Source organism: Cupriavidus basilensis (genome assembly GCF_000832305.1).
Lineage (GTDB): Bacteria > Pseudomonadota > Gammaproteobacteria > Burkholderiales > Burkholderiaceae > Cupriavidus > Cupriavidus basilensis_F.
Map to the genome: position 1 here is coordinate 3346003 of NZ_CP010536.1, position 17898 is coordinate 3363900.

General features: G+C 64.7%; 18 protein-coding genes. All 18 read left to right on the top strand.

The window, feature by feature from the left end:
• The first annotated feature begins 93 nt into the window (after nucleotides 1-93).
• Nucleotides 94-561 (top strand): transcriptional regulator NrdR, encoded by a 468-nt coding sequence (gene nrdR / locus RR42_RS15490; RefSeq protein ID WP_043348539.1) that lies wholly within the window; start codon nucleotides 94-96, stop codon nucleotides 559-561.
• A gap of 43 nt (nucleotides 562-604) precedes the next feature.
• Complete coding sequence (locus tag RR42_RS37775; protein ID WP_158408286.1) at nucleotides 605-1372, top strand: GspH/FimT family pseudopilin; 768 nt, start codon at nucleotides 605-607, stop codon at nucleotides 1370-1372.
• Nucleotides 1373-1376: 4 nt separating this feature from the next.
• Nucleotides 1377-1913 (top strand): type IV pilus modification protein PilV, encoded by a 537-nt coding sequence (pilV, locus tag RR42_RS15500; protein ID WP_052494648.1) that lies wholly within the window; start codon nucleotides 1377-1379, stop codon nucleotides 1911-1913.
• Nucleotides 1910-2731: a PilW family protein gene (locus RR42_RS15505; RefSeq protein WP_043348542.1), complete on the top strand. Its 822-nt coding sequence runs from the start codon at nucleotides 1910-1912 to the stop codon at nucleotides 2729-2731. Before pilV ends, RR42_RS15505 begins: the two co-directional genes overlap by 4 nt.
• A 7-nt stretch (nucleotides 2732-2738) precedes the next feature.
• Nucleotides 2739-3308: a pilus assembly PilX family protein gene (locus tag RR42_RS15510; protein WP_043348544.1), complete on the top strand. Its 570-nt coding sequence runs from the start codon at nucleotides 2739-2741 to the stop codon at nucleotides 3306-3308.
• Between the two features lie 41 nt (nucleotides 3309-3349).
• The gene (locus RR42_RS15515; RefSeq protein ID WP_043348547.1) at nucleotides 3350-8167 is read left to right on the top strand and encodes a pilus assembly protein; all 4818 of its coding nucleotides are present in this window, start codon (nucleotides 3350-3352) and stop codon (nucleotides 8165-8167) included.
• A 38-nt stretch (nucleotides 8168-8205) separates the two neighbouring features.
• Nucleotides 8206-8637 (top strand): type IV pilin protein, encoded by a 432-nt coding sequence (locus RR42_RS41490; RefSeq protein ID WP_043348550.1) that lies wholly within the window; start codon nucleotides 8206-8208, stop codon nucleotides 8635-8637.
• A gap of 186 nt (nucleotides 8638-8823) precedes the next feature.
• Complete coding sequence (locus RR42_RS15525) at nucleotides 8824-9264, top strand: type IV pilus modification PilV family protein (protein WP_043348553.1); 441 nt, start codon at nucleotides 8824-8826, stop codon at nucleotides 9262-9264.
• On the top strand, nucleotides 9261-10193 hold the full coding sequence (locus RR42_RS15530) for a PilW family protein (protein WP_043348556.1): 933 nt from the start codon (nucleotides 9261-9263) through the stop codon (nucleotides 10191-10193). The genes RR42_RS15525 and RR42_RS15530 overlap by 4 nt, the downstream gene beginning before the upstream one ends.
• The gene (locus RR42_RS15535) at nucleotides 10187-10816 is read left to right on the top strand and encodes a pilus assembly protein (protein WP_052494650.1); all 630 of its coding nucleotides are present in this window, start codon (nucleotides 10187-10189) and stop codon (nucleotides 10814-10816) included. The genes RR42_RS15530 and RR42_RS15535 overlap by 7 nt, the downstream gene beginning before the upstream one ends.
• Nucleotides 10813-12345 carry a hypothetical protein gene (locus tag RR42_RS15540; RefSeq protein WP_052494651.1) on the top strand — a complete coding sequence of 511 codons (1533 nt, stop codon included), beginning with the start codon at nucleotides 10813-10815 and terminating at the stop codon, nucleotides 12343-12345. The genes RR42_RS15535 and RR42_RS15540 overlap by 4 nt, the downstream gene beginning before the upstream one ends.
• Before the next feature lie 64 nt (nucleotides 12346-12409).
• Nucleotides 12410-12859: a type IV pilin protein gene (locus RR42_RS15545; RefSeq protein ID WP_043348559.1), complete on the top strand. Its 450-nt coding sequence runs from the start codon at nucleotides 12410-12412 to the stop codon at nucleotides 12857-12859.
• Between the two features lie 82 nt (nucleotides 12860-12941).
• Complete coding sequence (locus tag RR42_RS15550; protein ID WP_236701920.1) at nucleotides 12942-13439, top strand: GspH/FimT family pseudopilin; 498 nt, start codon at nucleotides 12942-12944, stop codon at nucleotides 13437-13439.
• A gap of 60 nt (nucleotides 13440-13499) precedes the next feature.
• Nucleotides 13500-14618 (top strand): bifunctional diaminohydroxyphosphoribosylaminopyrimidine deaminase/5-amino-6-(5-phosphoribosylamino)uracil reductase RibD, encoded by a 1119-nt coding sequence (gene ribD / locus RR42_RS15555; protein ID WP_043348566.1) that lies wholly within the window; start codon nucleotides 13500-13502, stop codon nucleotides 14616-14618.
• 84 nt (nucleotides 14619-14702) lie between these two features.
• Complete coding sequence (locus RR42_RS15560) at nucleotides 14703-15332, top strand: riboflavin synthase (RefSeq protein ID WP_043348570.1); 630 nt, start codon at nucleotides 14703-14705, stop codon at nucleotides 15330-15332.
• Between the two features lie 258 nt (nucleotides 15333-15590).
• Nucleotides 15591-16703 (top strand): bifunctional 3,4-dihydroxy-2-butanone-4-phosphate synthase/GTP cyclohydrolase II, encoded by a 1113-nt coding sequence (ribBA, locus tag RR42_RS15565; RefSeq protein WP_043348572.1) that lies wholly within the window; start codon nucleotides 15591-15593, stop codon nucleotides 16701-16703.
• Nucleotides 16704-16769: 66 nt separating this feature from the next.
• Entirely contained in the window at nucleotides 16770-17273 is a 504-nt protein-coding gene (gene ribH / locus RR42_RS15570; protein WP_043348576.1) for a 6,7-dimethyl-8-ribityllumazine synthase, read from the top strand.
• Nucleotides 17266-17787 (top strand): transcription antitermination factor NusB, encoded by a 522-nt coding sequence (nusB, locus tag RR42_RS15575; RefSeq protein WP_043348579.1) that lies wholly within the window; start codon nucleotides 17266-17268, stop codon nucleotides 17785-17787. The genes ribH and nusB overlap by 8 nt, the downstream gene beginning before the upstream one ends.
• The last annotated feature ends 111 nt before the right edge of the window (nucleotides 17788-17898 follow it).

The following is a 17898-nucleotide window of genomic DNA, read 5'->3' on the forward strand; positions in this document are numbered from 1 at the left end:
GCGGGCCTTGCCAACCCAGCCCGGCGCGACACAGAATGACAAGACGCTGCCTGCGCGGCACGCGCCCCGGCTCATACTTCGAGGTGGTCAGGCATGAAATGCCCTTTTTGCGCACACTCCAACACCCAGGTCCTGGACACGCGCATGTCGGAAGAAGGCGATACGGTGCGCCGCCGCCGCCGCTGTGAATCCTGCGACCGCCGCTTCACCACCTATGAGCGGATCGAACTATTCTTCCCCGCCATCGTCAAGAAAAACGGCTCCCGCGCGGACTATACCCGCGACAAGCTGAAAGACTCGATGCGCCTCGCCCTGCGCAAGCGCCCGGTCTCGGCCGAAGCCATCGACGCCTCCATCACCCGCATCGAAGAGAAACTGCTCGCCCTCGGCGAGAAGGAGATCCCCAGCAGCCAGGTCGGGGAGCTGGTCATGCGCGAGCTGCGCCGGTTGGACAAGATTGCTTACATCCGGTTTGCTTCGGTGTATCGAAGTTTTGAGGACGTGTCGGAATTCCGCGACATGCTGGATGAATTTTCGACGTCTACCCCACGGAAGGGGTAGCAGACTCCCAACGAAAGTTGTTTAATCTGCACTACCTTCTAATGTGGAAACAGAAGGTGCGGTGGACTCGCCCGGAGAGGCGAAATACACCAACAAGAAAAAAACAATTTTCGGACGGGAGTCGAACATGGGTCAGCCTTCCTGCCTTGCGGCAGCGGGCTTGGTTGCGCTTGCGCGCGCCAGGCTATCGTGGGCACCGGGGAAAGCGCTGCGCAGTGCATGGGCAGCGCTGATCTATTCATGCCCCTACGCCCTCCGGCACCCAGCCAACCGCCCCTCCCTCCCCTCTGCGCTACGCACCACTCGGCAAGCTGGCTTCACCCTCATCGAGCTGATGGTGGCGCTTTCGGTTCTCGCCATCCTGGCCGCGGCAGCGGTTCCAAACTTCAGCGCCTTCATCCATCGCAGCAGGATGACGACGGAATCATCCAATCTGGTCAGCGATGTAGAGATCGCCCGCAGCGAAGCAGCACGCCGCAATACAACGATCACCGTGTGCCCCACCGCCGACGGCACCAACTGCATCAGTGACTGGACCCAGCGCCGCGTGGTCTTTGTCGACAGCAATGGCGACAACATCATTAGCAACGGCGAAGAGGTAATCCGCAAAAGCGATCCGCCTGCCAGTTCCATGGTCATCGTGGCCAGTAGCCTGAGCACCGGCGCCACCAGCATCCGTCTGCGCTCCTGGGGCGCACCGGATTCGCTTGGCTCCTGGCAGTTTTGCGAAAAATCATCGACGAGTGCCGGCCAACGCGTCTCGCTTACGGGCAGCGGTAAGCCCACCTCGCAGCAAGTCGCTTGCCCTTGATGCCATGAAGATCACGCATCCAGAACGCATCCACTGCCGGCGTCGCCCCGCTCCCGGCTTCACGCTCATCGAAGCCCTGGTGACGATCGTGGTGCTGTCATTTGGCGTGCTGGCGCTGGCCACCCTGCAGTTGCGCACACTGGTAGATGGCCGTACCGCCTCCATGCGCAACGTCGCGACCGTGCTGGCCTACAACCTTGCCGACCAGATACGCAGCAATGAGGCCGCGATGACCGCGGGTGCCTACAACCAGCCCGTCGGCCTGACCACGGTCGCCTGCTTCACGACCGCAGGGTGCACGCCAGCGCAGATGGCCGCAAGCAGCTACAAGGCCTGGCTCGACGACACGGTGGCCACGTTGCCCGGCGGCCTCGGCACAGTCTGCATCGACAGCACGCCGGACGATGGCACGCCGGCCAGTCCGCAGTGTGACAACGCAAGCGGTGCCCCCTACGCGATCAAGATCTGGTGGCAGGAAGATAAGGCGCCGCCTAACCAGAATCCGGTCTATCAACGTTTTGTCACGGCGTTCGTACCATGAGAAAGGCAAGCCGCGAACTGGCGCGCCACACGCACGGCTTTACGCTCGTCGAGTTGATGGTCGGCTTGGTCATCAGCATGCTGCTGCTGATCGTGATCTCGTCCTTCTACCTGTCGCAGCGGGCGTCCTACGGCACGCACACGGACCTGGCCGGCATCCAGGAGAACGCGCGCGCGATTGCTCAATTGCTCCAGCGCGACGTGCGCCAGGCCGGTTACAACGACTTCCCGGCAGGCACCACCTTTGCCAACGCCAACACCATCGACGCGACCAACGACACCGGCACTAACACAAGCGACACATTGACGTTCCGTTATTTCGGTTCGGACGCGCTGGCCGCCGCCGCGTCCGTGCCGACGCCAAACCCTGATGGCACCATCGTCGACTGCACCGGCAAAGGTGTCAGCAATATCGTGCTGCAGGCGGAAACGTTCTCGATCGCCAACGATGCATCCGGCATGCCATGGCTGCAGTGCACCGCGAATGGCACCACTACCCCCCTATTCCCGGGCGTGGAGCGCTTCCAGGTACTGCTGGGCGAGGACACCGATGGCGACCAGGCGATCAACCGCTATGTGCCTCCGGGTGTCGCCGTCATGGCCAATGTCCGGGCGATGGTGGTTTCCGTGGTGCTGGTCGGCGACAGCCTGAGCAACCCCGCGCCGGTCTCGGCCACATTGAATCACTTCGGCACCGCCTATGCGCCCGCCAATGTGGCACCCGCCAGCGATGCGGGCAGTGTCGTGCAACTGCCTGTGGACGGGCGCCTGCGCAAGCATTTCACGTTCTATATCGCAGTCCGCAACCGCTTGAACTAGGCCAGAGATGAGCAACCAACCCGACCGTCCCATGACCTTCCTCGGCGCACCAGTGCGCACGCAACGCGGCATGTCACTGATCGTGGTGCTTCTGTTTCTCGTGATCCTGACGATGCTGGGATTGTCAGCCAGCCTGACCAGCCTTTCCGGCGAACGCATGGCGCGAAACTCCCGCGACCAGAACATCGCCCTGCAGGCGGCGGAAGCGGCCTTGCGCGATGCGCGCACCGATATCAGCGTAACGCGTGGCCTGAGCGGCCGCACCGGCGCGTCGGACACCTGCGATGTCGACAGCTTCAAGGGCTTCTGCATACCGGCCACCTCGGGACAACCAGTATGGGAACGCTACCTCGAAGATGGCGCGCACTCCGTCACGCTCGGCGAAATGACCAAGCAAGCAGCGTTGACCGCGGGGAACGTGTCACAGCAACCCCGCTACATCATCGAATCCCTTCCGGACATCGCCGACGGCAGCCTGCGCGCCGGCGCCACCCGCTATGTCTTCCGCGTGACCGCCATTGGTTACGGAGCCAATCCAAACACCAAGGTCATGGTGCAGGAAGTCGTCCGGTTCTGAGCCGTTTTGCGCAACCATCCTAAACATTCGTTGAGCGCACCATGACCCAGCAAGCCCGCTTCCGCCCCGTCACAGGCCTCCAGTTGTTGCTGGCCATCGCGTCGGCCATCCTCGCCGTCGCATCGGCATGCGCCGCGCAGCTGAGCTTGGCAACGCGCCCCCTCTATGCAGGGGGCAATGTGCCGCCCATGGTGATGATCGACCTGTCCAAGGACCATACGCTGCATCAGAAGGCCTACAACGACTACACCGACCTGAATGGTGACGGCGTGCTCGACACGACCTATACCAACAGCATCGACTACGCCGGCTACTTCGATTCGTACAAGTGCTACACCTACGATGGCAGCACCCAGCATGCCTTCGTGCCGTCCGCCGTCACTGCCGACAAGTACTGCAACGGCTCCACCTGGAGCGGCAACTTCCTGAACTGGGCAAGCATGAGCCGCATCGACGAAGTGCGCAAGATCTTGTACGGCGGTTTCCGCTCCACGGATACCGCGACCACCACGGTGCTCGAACGTGCCTTCCTGCCGATGGACGCGCACGCATGGGCCAAGTTCTACAACGGCTCCGATGTCAGCAAACTGGTTCCGCTGACGGTGGAAGCGGCCGGGCCCACGCTGACGTCGAGCACCACGGTCACCGTCGCGGCCAATGTCATCACCGGCATCAAACTCAGCTCGGTCGCGAACATCAGCATCGGCGACCAGATTGTCATGACCGCCAACTCACCCGCGCCGGCCAACACGACCCTGACGGGCTGGGTCATGAGCGTGGATACCAGCAGCAACAAGACCATCAGCCTTGCGGTTTATCCAGATGGGGTTTCCAAGCCCAGCGGCGCGGCAAGCAGCTACAACAGTTGGGCGGTGACCAACCTGACCCGAGGCGGGCTCACTATCTGCAACGTGACCCCCAAGGATTCAAGCAACGTCAACTCCCAGAGCAATACGCAGGCGCCGCAATTGCGGGTTGTCTCCGGCAATTACGCCACTTGGGGCGCCAGCGAGAAATGGCAATGCAACTGGTCGGAGGAGCAAAACAATACGCAAAGCTCCTTCTTGACCAAAATCAACGGTACGAGCGTGACCGGCTCATCCAACGGCAACCGGGCAGCCCTTTCCGGCATCAATGCGTCGGCAGAGAATCCGGTGAAAGCGGCACGCGCCCTCGGCACTGGCGAAAGCAGCGGCACCTTCAACGCACGCGTGCAAGTCTGCGTGCCGGGCCTGCTCGGCACCGAGAACTGCAAGCAGTATGGCTCGTCTTCCTACAAACCCTTCGGCCTGCTCCAGAAATACGGTGAAAGCGGCCAGATGTTGTTCGGACTGATGACCGGTACGTATGACAAGAACATCTCGGGCGGCGTATTGCGCCAGAACGTGGTGAATTTCTCCCAGGAGGTCGATCCGACCAATGGCACCTTCACGTACGCAGCGAGCTCTCCCGTGAAAGGTATCGTCTGGAATGTCAACAAGCTGCGCCCATACGGCTACAGCTACAGCGACGGCAGTTACGTCAATGCTGACAGTTGCAACTATCAGCAGACCTCCATCGTACCCAGCGGTGGTTCCACATCGCAAAACCAGCCAGCTAACGAAGGCAACTGCTCCACCTGGGGCAATCCGATCTCCGAGATCTACCTGGAGTCCTTGCGCTATTTCGCAGGAAAGACCGCGAATTCCAGCTTTACACCGAAAAGCAGCGGCAGCAAGGATGCGGCGCTGAATCTGACCACGCCCGCATGGGCGAATCCAATGGACTTGCCGTCCAGCAACGCGAACAAGGCGCCCTACTGCACGCCGTTGAACACGCTGGTGTTCAACTCAAGCGTTTCTTCGTACGACAACGATCAACTTGCCGGCTTCACGGATCTGAACACAGCCGACACCAACAGCACGTGGACCGATAAAGTCGGCGCCGGAGAGGGCATCAATGGCGGTAGCTGGTTCATGGGTGGGATCAATGGCGGCCTGATCGACAATCTCTGTTCGGGCAAGACAATCTCCAAGCTGAGCGACGTACTTGGCATCTGCCCCGAAGGTCCTTCGCAGAAGGGAACCCTCCAGATCGCAGGTGCTGCGCTCTACGCGCACATGAACCGGATTCGCTCCACCAGCCAGGCGGCAACGCTGGGCGTGCCAACCGCCGATACCACCTCCCTCAAGGTCACGACCTACGCCGTCCAGCTGGCCACCAACACGCCCAAGATCAACGTGAATGTGGGCGGCAAAACCGTCACCATCATGCCTGCGTACCAGTTGCACCCGCAGTCGCCCAACTCGGTAACCGCGGACGCCAGCAGCGGAACACTGGTGGACTTCAAGGTCATTTCGCAGACGGCCACGAGCGGCAAGTTCTACGTAAACTGGGAAGATTCCGTCGCCGGCGGCGATTATGACCAGGATGTCTGGGGCATCCTCAGCTATACGGTGACGGGCAATACAGTCCAGGTATCGACCCAGGTGGTCTCTGGCTCGTCGGCGAATGGCCAGGGCTTTGGCTATGTCATCTCCGGCACAACCAAGGATGGCCCACACTTCCATTCGGGCATCTACAACTTCAAGTACACCGACCCGGCACCTGTCACCGTCACGCCTTCGAGCGCGCCCACCAACACATCGGGCGGCTGCAATCTGTGTAACTTCGGCGATCCCCAGACCACCGTCAGCTACACGGCCAGCGGGTCGGTGGCTTCGCAGTTCATGGATCCGCTCTACTACGCAGCAAAATGGGGGGGCTTCAAGGACCTGAACGGTTCGGGCACACCCGACCAGGTCTCCGAGTGGGATGTGCGCTTGTCCGATGGCAGCGGCGGCTCCGACGGCTTGCCGGACAACTACTTCTACGCCACCAACCCAGGCGCGCTCAGCAGCGCGCTGGAGCGCGCGTTCCTGTCGATCCTGCAGACTTCTTCGGCGGCATCGGTGGCGACCAGTTCCTCGTCGCTCACGACCGGATCGACGATCTACCAGGCTCGCTTCAATGGCACTGACTGGTCCGGTCAATTGCTCGCATACGCTGTCGACACCAACGGCGTCGTCACCAACCCTGCCCAGTGGGATGCGGGCGCAAAAATGAAGGCGGTCAACGCAACCGCTCGCAACATCCTCACTTACGATGGCACGTCATCGGCAAATGCCGGGATTCCGTTCCGTTGGGGCACCCTGCCGGCAAGCTATCAGAGCACGCTTAACCGCAGCGACACACTAGGAAGCGCACGCCTGAACTGGATTCGCGGCGACCAGAGCAATGAAGGGACTGCAACCGGCAAATTCCGCGTCCGGCCCAACTCGGTCCTTGGCGACATCGTCAATTCCAGTCCACAGTATGTTGGCCGCCCCAATGCGGGCTACGCGGACGCCGACTATGCCACCTTCGTCCTGGGCAAGAAAAGCCGCAAGCCCATGCTCTATGTCGGCGCCAACGACGGCATGCTGCATGCGTTCTCCGCGAATCCGATCACGAGCGGGAGCGGCAGTGACGCCGGTACGGAGTTGTTTGCCTACGTGCCTTCCGCGCTATACGGCAATCTGCCCGGGCTCAGCGACCTTGGCTACACGCACGCTTACTATGTCGACGGCACGCCTGCGGTGACGGATGCCAAGGTCAATGGCAACTGGAAGACTGTGCTGGTGGGCGGGCTCGGCGGCGGCGGCGCGGGCATCTACGCATTGGATGTGACCAACCCGGAGAGCATCAGCGAGGGCACGGCCGCCTCGACCGTCCTGTGGGAGTTCACCAACAACGTCGATGCGGACCTGGGCTATACCTTCGGGCAGCCCTCGATCATCAAGATGGCGAATGGCAAGTGGGCGGCGATCTTCGGCAACGGCTACAACAGCGCCGCAGGCAAAGCGTACTTGTACGTCGTGTTTCTTGACAGGCCCACAGGCTCGAAGAAGTGGGTGCTGGGTACCGACTATCTGAAGCTGGCCACGGGTGCCGGCTCGGTCTCCACGCCGAACGGGCTTTCGCAACCGTTCCCCGCTGACGTCGACGGCGATGGCACTACCGATTTCATCTACGCCGGCGACCTGCTTGGCAACTTGTGGAAGTTCAACATGAAGAGCACCACGGCTTCTGCCTGGGGCCTGCAAACCGCGAACACGCCGCTGTTCATCGCTACCGACGCCAACGGTACCCGGCAGCCGATCACATCGTCCGTGGATGTCACGCGCAACCCCGCGGGCGGCTATGTCGTGCTGTTCGGCACGGGCCGCTATGTCGACACCACTGACCCAGCGAATATGTCGACGCAGACTTTCTACGGCATCTGGGATCAGAACACCCCCACTTTGAGCACGGTCGCCCGCAGTTCGCTGGTAGCGCAGACCATCAACCGGGAAGTCGATGCCTACGGCTACACTTATCGCATGGTGAGCCAGAACCAGGTCCTCTATGCCGCCAACGGCAAGCAAGGCTGGTATCTTGACCTGGTGTCGCCCGCTTCCGGCATCCAGGGCGAGCGGGTGGTCTACAGCCCACTGGCGCGTGGAGACCGTATCATCTTCACGACGCTGATTCCGTCAGCAAACTCCTGTGACAGCGGGGGAACCAGCTGGCTGATGGAACTCGCATCGCTATCCGGCGGGCGCCTGACGGTCACACCATTCGACGTAAACAACGATCACACCTTCTCTTCCGCCGATTTCCTCAACGACGGCGCCAATGGCAACGTCCCGGTTGGCGGACGGAAATCCACCGTCGGCATTACACCGGCGCCCACGGTCACAAAATGCGGGACGAGCAAGGAATGCAAGTTCATGACCGGCACCACGGGCAACCAGGAGACCGTCGGAGAGAGCGCGTCGAGCCAGACGGGGCGGCTGTCCTGGCGGGAGATCCTGCATTGACCTCGCCATGTAGCATCAAGATCATGAGGAATATCGCCATGAAAACAATATGTGTGGCGCGAACACCCGCTCGGGGCTTTACGCTGATGGAGGTGATGGCCGTTGTGGCCATCGTCGGGATCCTGACGGCGATCGCCATCCCGAACTACACGCAGTACGTGCTGCGTGCGAAGCGAACCGAAGGCAAGGCCGCCCTGCTGAAGACGCAGGGCGCGCTCGAGCGCTACTACACGGTGAACAATGCCTATACGCAAGATCTCTCTGCCCTGGGTGCGAGCGCTTTCTCTGGGGATAACGCCGCGGGTAGCGCCTACACCATTGCGGTTGTCCCTGGCGTCAACGGCATCGCGGTGAGCTATACCGTCAACGCGACGCCGGTCGGACAGGACACGCTGTGTGGAGTGCTGTCCGTCGACTACCAAAACACCAAGACTGCCAGCGGCACGGGTACACAGTCACAGTGCTGGTGAGGCACCAGATCATGCAGGAAAAGGGTTGGCGGGTTGGCGGCTTCGAGGTCGAGGTCGAGGTCAATAACCGGAAGATACCCCCCGGCCCTTTTGAGATTTCTCCTCAGTCAAGCTCTACAATTCGGAACATTTGCGGCGCACCATCCTGGCTATCTTCTGGCATCCCGTCTTTGATGCGAGATTGCCATGCCGCTGGGAACCGGACGACCGCCTCACCCATCATCCGCAAAGCGGGGACTCCCCTCCCCGCCTCGCGGCTTCATCCTCATCGAATCCCTCACCGCCCTCGCTGTCCTCGGCGTCGGCCTGCTGCCGCTTGCTGCGCTGGCGCCGTTCGCGCTTGGCACGCTGCGCGGCTATGAGGCGCTTGGCCACGCCACACGGGCCGCCGCGGAATTAGCAGAAATGGGGGATCCGGCCCTCGCGTTGTCGCCCCTTCAGGCGCGCGGCATTGGCCCGAATGACCTCCAGCTGTGCCAGGCGCTTGCTTCGGCGGAGGACAGCGGGTGCTCGCCGGGATCAAGGCTGGCGGTGGTCGGGCCGCTGTCCCTGGCTTGGTCGAGACGCGCCGGTGGCGCGCAGGATGCGGCCGCGCTGCGCGTCGTTGTCCTCTGGATCCGGCCATGAGGGCTCGTCGCCCACAAGGGTTCTCGTTGATCGAACTGATGGTCGGCCTGGCGCTCGGCCTGCTGGTCAGCGCGCTGGCTGTGTCCGCGTTCCATGCCGTCCAGGTCGCTTACCGCACCGCCGTCGATCTCGTGCTGCTGGAAGAACGCGGCCAGCGGGCGCTCGCGATCCTCTCCCACCTGGTCCGGCATAGCGGCTGGCAACCGGTTGGCGCGGTCTTGCCGGCCAATGCCCCACCGGCGCTGTCAGGGCGAGACGATTGCGGCCAGCCGGGCGTTGCCGCGCTGCCTACCTGCACGCGCCGCGGCGTCAATGGCAGTGATGCGCTGCTGGTGCGATTCGGTGGCAGCGGGCGCGCGCAGGATCCGACGCTGCCGGACCAGACCATGATCGATTGCAGCGGATATGCGTTGCCGGCGGTGAGCGTCGGCGGATCGGCCGGTGGCGCAGCCCGCGCTTATGCGGGGGAGAGCCTGATCTATATCGCCATCGGCGCGGATGGCGAGCCACAGCTGTTGTGCCGCTATGCCAGCCGGCGCGACGGGCGGGTGCTGGAGGGAAGCTGGACTTCGGGCGCCCTGGTGCGTGGCGTGGAGGCCATGCAGTTGCGATACGGCATCGATACCGATGGCGATGGCAAGGCCGACGCGTTCCTGCGCGCCGAGGAACTGCGCGCCAGGGGCGACGCGGCCTGGCGCGAGGTACTGGTGGTGCAGATGGCACTGGTGCTGCGCGGTGAGCGCCCACTGGCGCTGGCGGCAGCGCCGGCCGTGCTTACCTTGTTCCCACCGGGCGCGCATGCCGGCGCAGGCCTCCATGCCGACGACCTCTTCTTCTCGCCGCATGACCGGCCTGCCTTGATGCGCCGGGTGTTCTCGGCATCCGTGCGCCTGCGCAATACCTGGCCCTGCAGGCAGACACTATGCTGAGCGCCACGGTTGCGCCTTGCCTGCGGCGCGGTAACCGGGCCGAAGGGAGCACCACGCTCCTGCTGACGGCCACGATGCTGCTGCTTGTGGCAGCCACAACCCTGGCTGGCCTTCAATTTCTGCTCGCCAGCAGGCAAGTGGTCACTTACCAGCTCGAACAGGAGATCGCCTTTCGCGCGGCCGAGACGGCATTGCTCGACGCGGAAGCGGAATTGAAGGCGGCGCTCGGCAACGGCGCGTCCGGAGTAGATAGCCGCCTTGCTGCTTGGCCACCGCCGGGCCAATGCGGCGCCGGCACGCAGCGGGGACTTTGCCGGCCCGCTCCGGGCAGGCCGCCGCCATGGCTGAATTGGCTCGATTCGCGCCGGCCGGATGAGACCACCGGCATCGCGATGGGCACCTTCAGCGGCGTTACCCTGCCGGCCCTGCCACCCGGCGCGGCTGGCGCGGGCGCCATGCCGCGGTACGTTGCCGAGCTGATGCATGAACGCCCCCCTGGCGAATGGCTGGGATCGTCCTACACGCCGGGCACGGGGCAACGGCTGCGTTTTCGCATTACTGCGCTTGGGCTCGGACGCGACGCGGCGGTACGCAGCTTGCTACAGAGCGAGTTCCAGCCATGACGCACTTCACCCGGCACCACAAGTCGCTGATTGCGCTCGCCGCCGGACTGCTGTTTGCTGGCACGGCACCGGGCGCGGGAAGCACGCCACCTTTCCTGGTACCGCCTCCCAAGTGGATACCCGGCTGGCCGGGCCACGCGGCGTTCGTCGTTGAGCACGGCGCGCGCGCTGCGCTGGCCTGGCTGGGCATGCGTGATGGCACCCTACGCGCGTTCAATGCGATGTCCGGCGACGAAGTACTCGCTTACCAACCGCGCCCAATGCGAAAACAGGGCCCCACGCCCTGCCCCCACCCCGAGGCTGCCGACGTCTCACTCGAACCCGGCCGCTGGCGCACCGTGCTGCTGTGTGGCCTTCCGGCGAACGCAGCCGACCCACAGGCAGGCGTTTTCGCCCTCGACATCACGAATGCAACGGCGCGGCCACCAGTAGGACCACTCTGGGAGGCCAAGGCTTCCGACACGCTGCCGCTGGCCCCATCGGGCCCCGTCCGCGCATTGGCGCTCTCCACGCATGAAGGCCCGCGCTGGTACGCCATGGTGACGCTGGGCGCATCGGAAGGTCGCCAAGCCCACCGAGGGTTGCCGCATCGCGATCCGCCGGGGCAACGGGCCGGCATCGCCATCCTGCCCCTGGACAAACCCACGCACGCGCCGTGGCAAGGACGTCATGCGATACAGCAGCTGCTCCTGCCGGCCGGCGGTTGCGAGAGCGCAGGACCCAACCCCGCGCTGCTTGCCGCGAGCATCCTGCCAGATACTTCCGGCGTGGCCCTGGCGGCGTATGCGGTGGATGCCGCCGGCGGGCTCTGGCGTTTCGACTTGCGCGGTGCGATGCCATGGCGCGATAGCGGCCGAGGCGTCGACTGCATCTACCGAATGGACAACCCAGCGCCTTCGTCGCGCGCAATCGTGCCCCCCGCCCTGATCAGCGCCGCCGGCGGCCACCTGGTGGTTTACGGAAACGGTACCCATGTCAGTGCGGTCTTCGACAGCACGGCTCTCGCGCACGCAGGTAGCCCAAGTCACGGCGGCGCGCGTATTGTGGCCCAGCCTCAAGGAGGCGGCGTGGTGCTGCGCCGGCAGGCTCACGCGCCGGATATTCGAGGCCGACCAGCATCCACCGCTGGCTGGTACTTGCCTCTTCCCAATCCCGGCGAGCGCCTGGAACGGCTTCTCCCCGCCGACCCGGGCTACCTCGGCTTTGTCACCCGAACGCCCGACGCACGCCAGCGCGCGTACCTGATCCACGCCCTGAGCGGCGAATCCACTGCCAGCGCGCAGGCTGGCGGGCCTCTCACTCATGTAGCAACCGGGTTCGGGGCCAGCGCCACGGCGACCGTCGTTCTCGAACGCGCGGCACTACCACCACAGCCTGCGCCGCAACCGGGCGTCACGTCGCGTGAGGACGTGACCCTCACGCTCTGGTCCTTGGAGAAAGGAAGCGCCGTGCCACTGAGCCGCACCGTCGCCAGCCGCCGCACCGGCCGCCTCAGCTGGCGCGAACTGATCGGCTCCGGGTCGCCGTGAGACTCGGACACGCCTTCCAGACCAACCCACCGCCAACTACGCCACCGCATCCCGGACCCCATCCATGACACCTTGTCACCGCCCAGCCGGCTTCACCCTGCTCGAGTTGCTGATCACGCTGACCGTCTGCGCAATCCTTATGGCAATGGTGATACCTGCCTGGCACCAGCATATGGAACGCGGCAGGCGAGCCGAGGCGCGCAGCGCGCTGATCGGCTTGATGCTGGACCTGGAGCGCCACGCGCTCGCCACCATGACCTTCGCCGCCCAGCCAGGCGGCGCGACGGCTGCCGGCAAATGGCCGCGGTCGGTGCCCGCCCAGGCGGCGCGCCCGCGTCACTGGATCAATGCCAGTGCCTGCCCGGGCAGCGGGCTCGCGCATTGCGTGGAACTGCGCGCCGTGCCGCAGACGCCGGATGCGTCATGCGGCACGCTGATTCTGCGCAGCACCGGCGAGTGGCTTTCCCAGCCCGCCTTTGCCGCGGAGCCGGTGCCGCTGCCCCGGGCGTGCTGAGGCGGTCGTGCGTCGGCTCTGGCACCGGAATTGGCACCGGCATTCGCGTCGCGGCGCAACGCTTGCCGAACTCCTCACCTGCGTGGCTGTGCTGGCCATCCTGGCGGCGCTGGCTTTCCCGTCGTGGCAGCGCCTGCAGGCGCGCCAGCAGGTGATGCTGGCGGCAGACCGCTTGGCCGGCTCGCTGGCGGTGGCGCGCTCAGCCGCCGTAGCGCGGCGATCCGACGTGGTACTGACGCCCTTGCCGGGGGCTTCGTCGCTGGACCACGGCTGGCGGCTGGCACTGGAGCCGGGGGACCAGCCGGGCCAGGACAATGCCGGATTGCTTGCTGTCGTCGAACTGCGCGATGCCTGCCTGCGCATCGCCCTGCGCTCGACCGCGCAAGGCAGCAATACGCTGCGCATGACAGCTGTGGGATACTCTCGCTCAGAGCAAGGCGGGTTTCTCGCCGCCACCTTCACCGTGACCTGCCGGGGCGAACAGCGGCAGCTAAGGCTCGGCGCCCACGGCCGCGTCCGCTTGTGCACGCCGGGGCAGGATGCCGATTGCGACGGCCTCGCACAGTCCGGGCCGCCCTGACACCTGATGACTGTAACCATATCCAACTCACCGCCCGCGCGGCAGGAAGCACCAGGCCTCATGTTCTCCGATACCGACCACGCAGCCATGGCACAGGCTCTCGCGCTCGCCGAGCGTGGCATGTACACCACCACGCCCAACCCGCGCGTTGGCTGCGTTTTGTCCAAGGATGGCAAGATCATCGGCCAGGGCTTCACCCAACCCGCCGGGCAGGATCACGCCGAGATCCAGGCACTCAAGGATGCCGCGGCGCGGGGGAACGATCCCAAGGGCGCCACGGCCTTTGTCACGCTCGAGCCCTGCAGCCATTTTGGCCGGACGCCGCCCTGCGCGGACGCGCTCGTGCGCGCCGGCATCGCGCGCGTGGTGGCCGCCATGGAGGACCCGAACCCGACGGTTTCGGGCCGTGGCTTGCAGCGGCTGCGCGAAGCCGGTGTGGACGTACGCTGCGGCCTGCTCGAAAAAGAAGCACGCGAGCTCAACATCGGCTTTGTCAACCGGATGACGCGCGGCCTGCCCTGGGTGCGTGTCAAGGTGGCCGCCTCGCTCGACGGCGGCACTGCGCTGCACGACGGCAGCAGCCAGTGGATTACCGGCCAGGCGGCGCGCGACGACGGTCACGCCTGGCGCGCGCGCGCCAGCGCTATCCTGACCGGCATCGGCACCGTGCGCGACGACAACCCGCAGCTCAATGTGCGTGCCGTGGACACGCCGCGCCAGCCTCAGCGCGTGGTGGTGGATTCCCGGCTGGAAATTCCCCTGGACGCGCGCCTGCTGACGCCGGACACCGGCGACTTTGCCAAGCCCGTGCTGGTGTTCTGCGCCTTTGACGATACCGCGCGCCGTCGCGCCCTGGAAGCACGCGGCGCGGAAGTGGTGGTGCTGCCCAATCCGCACGGCAAGGTGGAGTTGCGCCACATGCTGGAAGAACTCGGCCGACGCGGCATCAACGAGCTGCACGTGGAAGCCGGCTTCAAGCTTAACGGATCGCTGATCCGCGAGCATTGCGCAGACGAGTTGCTGATCTACCTCGCGCCCAAGCTGCTGGGCGACGCACAAGGCATGTTCCACTTGCCCCCCCTGGCGCGGCTGCAGGACGCCGCGGCCTTCCGCTGGCACGACGTGCGCATGATCGGCGAAGACCTGCGCCTGATCGCGCGCCGCGCCGATCACGTCTGATCGCCTGACGGCAAGCCGCGCGCAAAACGAATCCGCTGCGCACCTGCTAGCATGCGTGTTTTCCCATTGCATCAAGCACCGATCATGTTCACTGGCATTGTCGCGGCCGTCGGCCGCATCGAAACCGTATCCCCGCTGGGCAGCAGCGAAGCCGCAGCCGATGCCGGTGTGCGCCTGCGCATCCGTGCCAACGGGCTGGACCTGTCCGATGTCATCCTTGGCGACAGCATCGCCATCCAGGGTGCCTGCATGACGGTCATCGCGCTGGATGGCGACGCCTTCGACGTCGATGTCTCCCGCGAATCGCTCGACAAGACTGCTGGCCTGGACAAGCCCGGTCGGGTCAACCTGGAAAAGGCGCTGACCCTGGCCGACCGCCTCGGCGGCCACCTGGTCTCGGGCCATGTCGACGGGCTTGGCGAAGTCACCCACTTCGCGCCGGTGGGCGAGTCGCATGAACTGCGCGTGCGCGCCCCGCGCGAGCTGGGACGCTACCTGGCCTACAAGGGGTCAGTGGTGGTCAATGGCGTGTCGCTGACGGTCAACAAGGTCATCGACGACGACGATGGCTGCACGTTCTCGATCAACCTGATCCCCCACACGATCGAGGTCACCACGCTGCAAGACCTGAAGCCCGGCGCGCGCGTGAACCTGGAAATCGACCTGATCGCGCGGTACGTGGAGCGCATGTTGAGCGCGCCAAAACCCGCCTGACACGCGTCTTTTCGGCACCCAGGCGACCCGCCAAGGCCACCTGACTTCCCGTCGTCCGCCGCCGCACGCAGGGCCATCTGCATTGGCCCTGCTGGCGCCGCGCGCCCTGCGGTGCCTGGTTGACGTACAATATTGGGCCAGACCGCTGCCGCGGCCAGCCGGTATACCCCGAAGCGGCAGCCGGCCAGCAAGCCATCCCGCCCGAAATTCAGCCAGAATTCCAGCCCAAACCTCAGCCAGCTTCCCAGCCTGCAAGCTATGACAATCGCCCGTACAGAAGAAATCATTGCCGAAATCCGTGCCGGCCGCATGGTCATCTTGGTTGACGAGGAAGACCGCGAGAACGAGGGTGACCTGGTCCTGGCTGCCGATTTCGTCACACCGGAGGCGATCAACTTCATGGCCAAGTACGGCCGGGGCCTCATCTGCCTGACGTTGACCGCCGAACGCTGCCGCCAGCTCGAGCTGCAACCCATGGTGAGCCGCAACGGCACGGTGCACGGCACCAACTTCACGGTGTCGATCGAGGCAGCCGAAGGCGTCACGACCGGCATCTCGGCGGCCGACCGGGCCCGTACCGTGCAAGCTGCGGTAGCCAAGGATGCCCGTGCCGCCGATCTGGTCCAGCCCGGCCATATTTTCCCGTTGACGGCCCAGCCCGGTGGCGTGCTGATCCGCGCCGGCCATACCGAGGCCGGATGCGACCTGGGCGCCCTGGCCGGCCTGACACCGGCTGCGGTGATCTGCGAGATCATGAAGGACGACGGCACCATGGCGCGCCTGCCGGACCTGATCGAGTTCGCGCAAGAGCATGACATCAAGATCGGCACCATTGCCGACCTGATCCACTACCGCAGCCGCACCGAGAGCATCATCGAGCGCGCCGGCGAGCGCACCATGCAAACGCCATATGGCACGTTCCACAGCATCATCTATCGCGACAAGCCGAGCGGCCGCGCCCACCTGGCGCTGGTCAAGGGTAACCCCCAGGCTGATCGCGAAACGCTGGTGCGCGTGCACGAGCCGCTTTCCACGCTGGACCTGCTGGAAGTGTCGCGTACCACGCACTCCTGGAGCGTGCCCGCCGCGCTCGAGGCCATTGCGCAGTCCGAACATGGCGTGATGGTGCTGCTGAACTGCGGCGACACGGCTGAACAGCTGTTCACGCAGTTCTCGGCGCTCGACGCGCCGCAAAACCGCCCGCGCGTGAAGCCGGACCTGCGCACCTACGGCACCGGCGCCCAGATCCTCAAGGATCTCGGCGTGGGCAAGATGCGCGTGCTGGCGTCCCCACTGAAAATGCCGAGCATGACCGGCTATGACCTTGAAGTGACTGGCTACCAGCCCATGAGCGGCGGCCAGGCTAACTGAACTACCGGATACACGGCGGCCGCGTGCCTATCGCTGGCTGCCACCCCGAACCCAGGAGAAGATAAGATGGATCACGGTTTCTACCCCAGCAACCTCGACGGTGAAGGCCTGCGCATCGGCATCGTGCAAGCGCGCTTCAACGAACCGGTTTGCGCCGAACTGCTCGAAGCCTGCGTCGCCGAACTGGAAAAGCTGGGCATCGAAGGCGAGGACACCCTGGTGGTGACCGTGCCGGGCGCACTCGAAATCCCGCTGGCATTGCAAAAAATGGCTGAAAGCGGCCAGTTCGATGCGCTGGTCGCGCTGGGCGCGGTCGTGCGCGGCGAGACCTATCACTTCGAACTGGTGTCGAATGAATCGGGCGCTGGCATCAGCCGCGTTGGCCTGGACTTCAATGTGCCCATCGCCAACGGCATCCTGACCGTCGACACCGACGCCCAGGCCCATGCCCGTACCCGCGAGAAGGGCCGCGACTGCGCCCGCGCCGCGGTGGAAATGGCCAACCTGGTCTCCGCGCTGGATTCGCTGCGCAGCCAGGAAGCGGATGAAGACGAGGACGACGATGAGTGACGCGCCCGAGAGCAGCAACCCCGCCGGCAAGCCGGCGGACGACGCCGGCGCCAAGCCCGTCGCCAAGGCCGAGCCCAAGGCAGCGCCCAAGAGCGCGCGCCGCCGCTCGCGCGAACTCGCGCTGCAGGGCCTGTACCAGTGGCTGCTGAACCGCAACGATACCGATGCGATCCAGGCCCACCTGCACGACGCCCAAGGCTTCAACAAGGCTGACCGTGAGCACTTCGATGCACTGCTCAATGGCGCGATCCGCGAGGAAATCCGGCTGACGGGCGCCTTCGAGCCGTTCCTGGACCGCCCGGTGAGCGAGCTGTCGCCGGTCGAGCGCGCGGCCCTGCTGATCGGCAGCTACGAGCTGATCCACTGCGTGGACATCCCGTACAAGGTTGTCATCAACGAAGCCGTGGAATTGACCAAGACCTTCGGCGGCGTCGAAGGCTACAAGTACGTCAATGGCGTGCTGGACAAGCTGGCCGCCAAAGTGCGCGCGCCCGAACTGGCCGCCCGACGCTGAACAACGGCAACCGGCGCCGTTCACGGTGCCATGCTTGCCGTACCGACACCCGCTCCGGCGGGTGTTTTTACTTCTACCGCGGCCAAACCCCACTTAACTGTTACTTAACTG

Bases quoted from the DNA above. Each gene is read 5' to 3' on its own strand.
- RR42_RS15560 (WP_043348570.1), top strand. From the start codon at position 14,703: ATGTTCACTGGCATTGTCGCGGCCGTCGGCCGCATCGAAACCGTATCC.
- RR42_RS15505 (WP_043348542.1), top strand. From the start codon at position 1,910: ATGAGAAAGGCAAGCCGCGAACTGGCGCGCCACACGCACGGCTTTACG.
- ribD (WP_043348566.1), top strand. From the start codon at position 13,500: ATGTTCTCCGATACCGACCACGCAGCCATGGCACAGGCTCTCGCGCTC.
- RR42_RS15535 (WP_052494650.1), top strand. From the start codon at position 10,187: ATGCTGAGCGCCACGGTTGCGCCTTGCCTGCGGCGCGGTAACCGGGCC.
- pilV (WP_052494648.1), top strand. From the start codon at position 1,377: ATGAAGATCACGCATCCAGAACGCATCCACTGCCGGCGTCGCCCCGCT.
- ribBA (WP_043348572.1), top strand. From the start codon at position 15,591: ATGACAATCGCCCGTACAGAAGAAATCATTGCCGAAATCCGTGCCGGC.
- RR42_RS15530 (WP_043348556.1), top strand. From the start codon at position 9,261: ATGAGGGCTCGTCGCCCACAAGGGTTCTCGTTGATCGAACTGATGGTC.
- RR42_RS15525 (WP_043348553.1), top strand. From the start codon at position 8,824: ATGCCGCTGGGAACCGGACGACCGCCTCACCCATCATCCGCAAAGCGG.
- RR42_RS15545 (WP_043348559.1), top strand. From the start codon at position 12,410: ATGACACCTTGTCACCGCCCAGCCGGCTTCACCCTGCTCGAGTTGCTG.
- nusB (WP_043348579.1), top strand. From the start codon at position 17,266: ATGAGTGACGCGCCCGAGAGCAGCAACCCCGCCGGCAAGCCGGCGGAC.
- RR42_RS15510 (WP_043348544.1), top strand. From the start codon at position 2,739: ATGAGCAACCAACCCGACCGTCCCATGACCTTCCTCGGCGCACCAGTG.
- RR42_RS41490 (WP_043348550.1), top strand. From the start codon at position 8,206: ATGAAAACAATATGTGTGGCGCGAACACCCGCTCGGGGCTTTACGCTG.
- RR42_RS15540 (WP_052494651.1), top strand. From the start codon at position 10,813: ATGACGCACTTCACCCGGCACCACAAGTCGCTGATTGCGCTCGCCGCC.
- ribH (WP_043348576.1), top strand. From the start codon at position 16,770: ATGGATCACGGTTTCTACCCCAGCAACCTCGACGGTGAAGGCCTGCGC.
- RR42_RS15515 (WP_043348547.1), top strand. From the start codon at position 3,350: ATGACCCAGCAAGCCCGCTTCCGCCCCGTCACAGGCCTCCAGTTGTTG.
- nrdR (WP_043348539.1), top strand. From the start codon at position 94: ATGAAATGCCCTTTTTGCGCACACTCCAACACCCAGGTCCTGGACACG.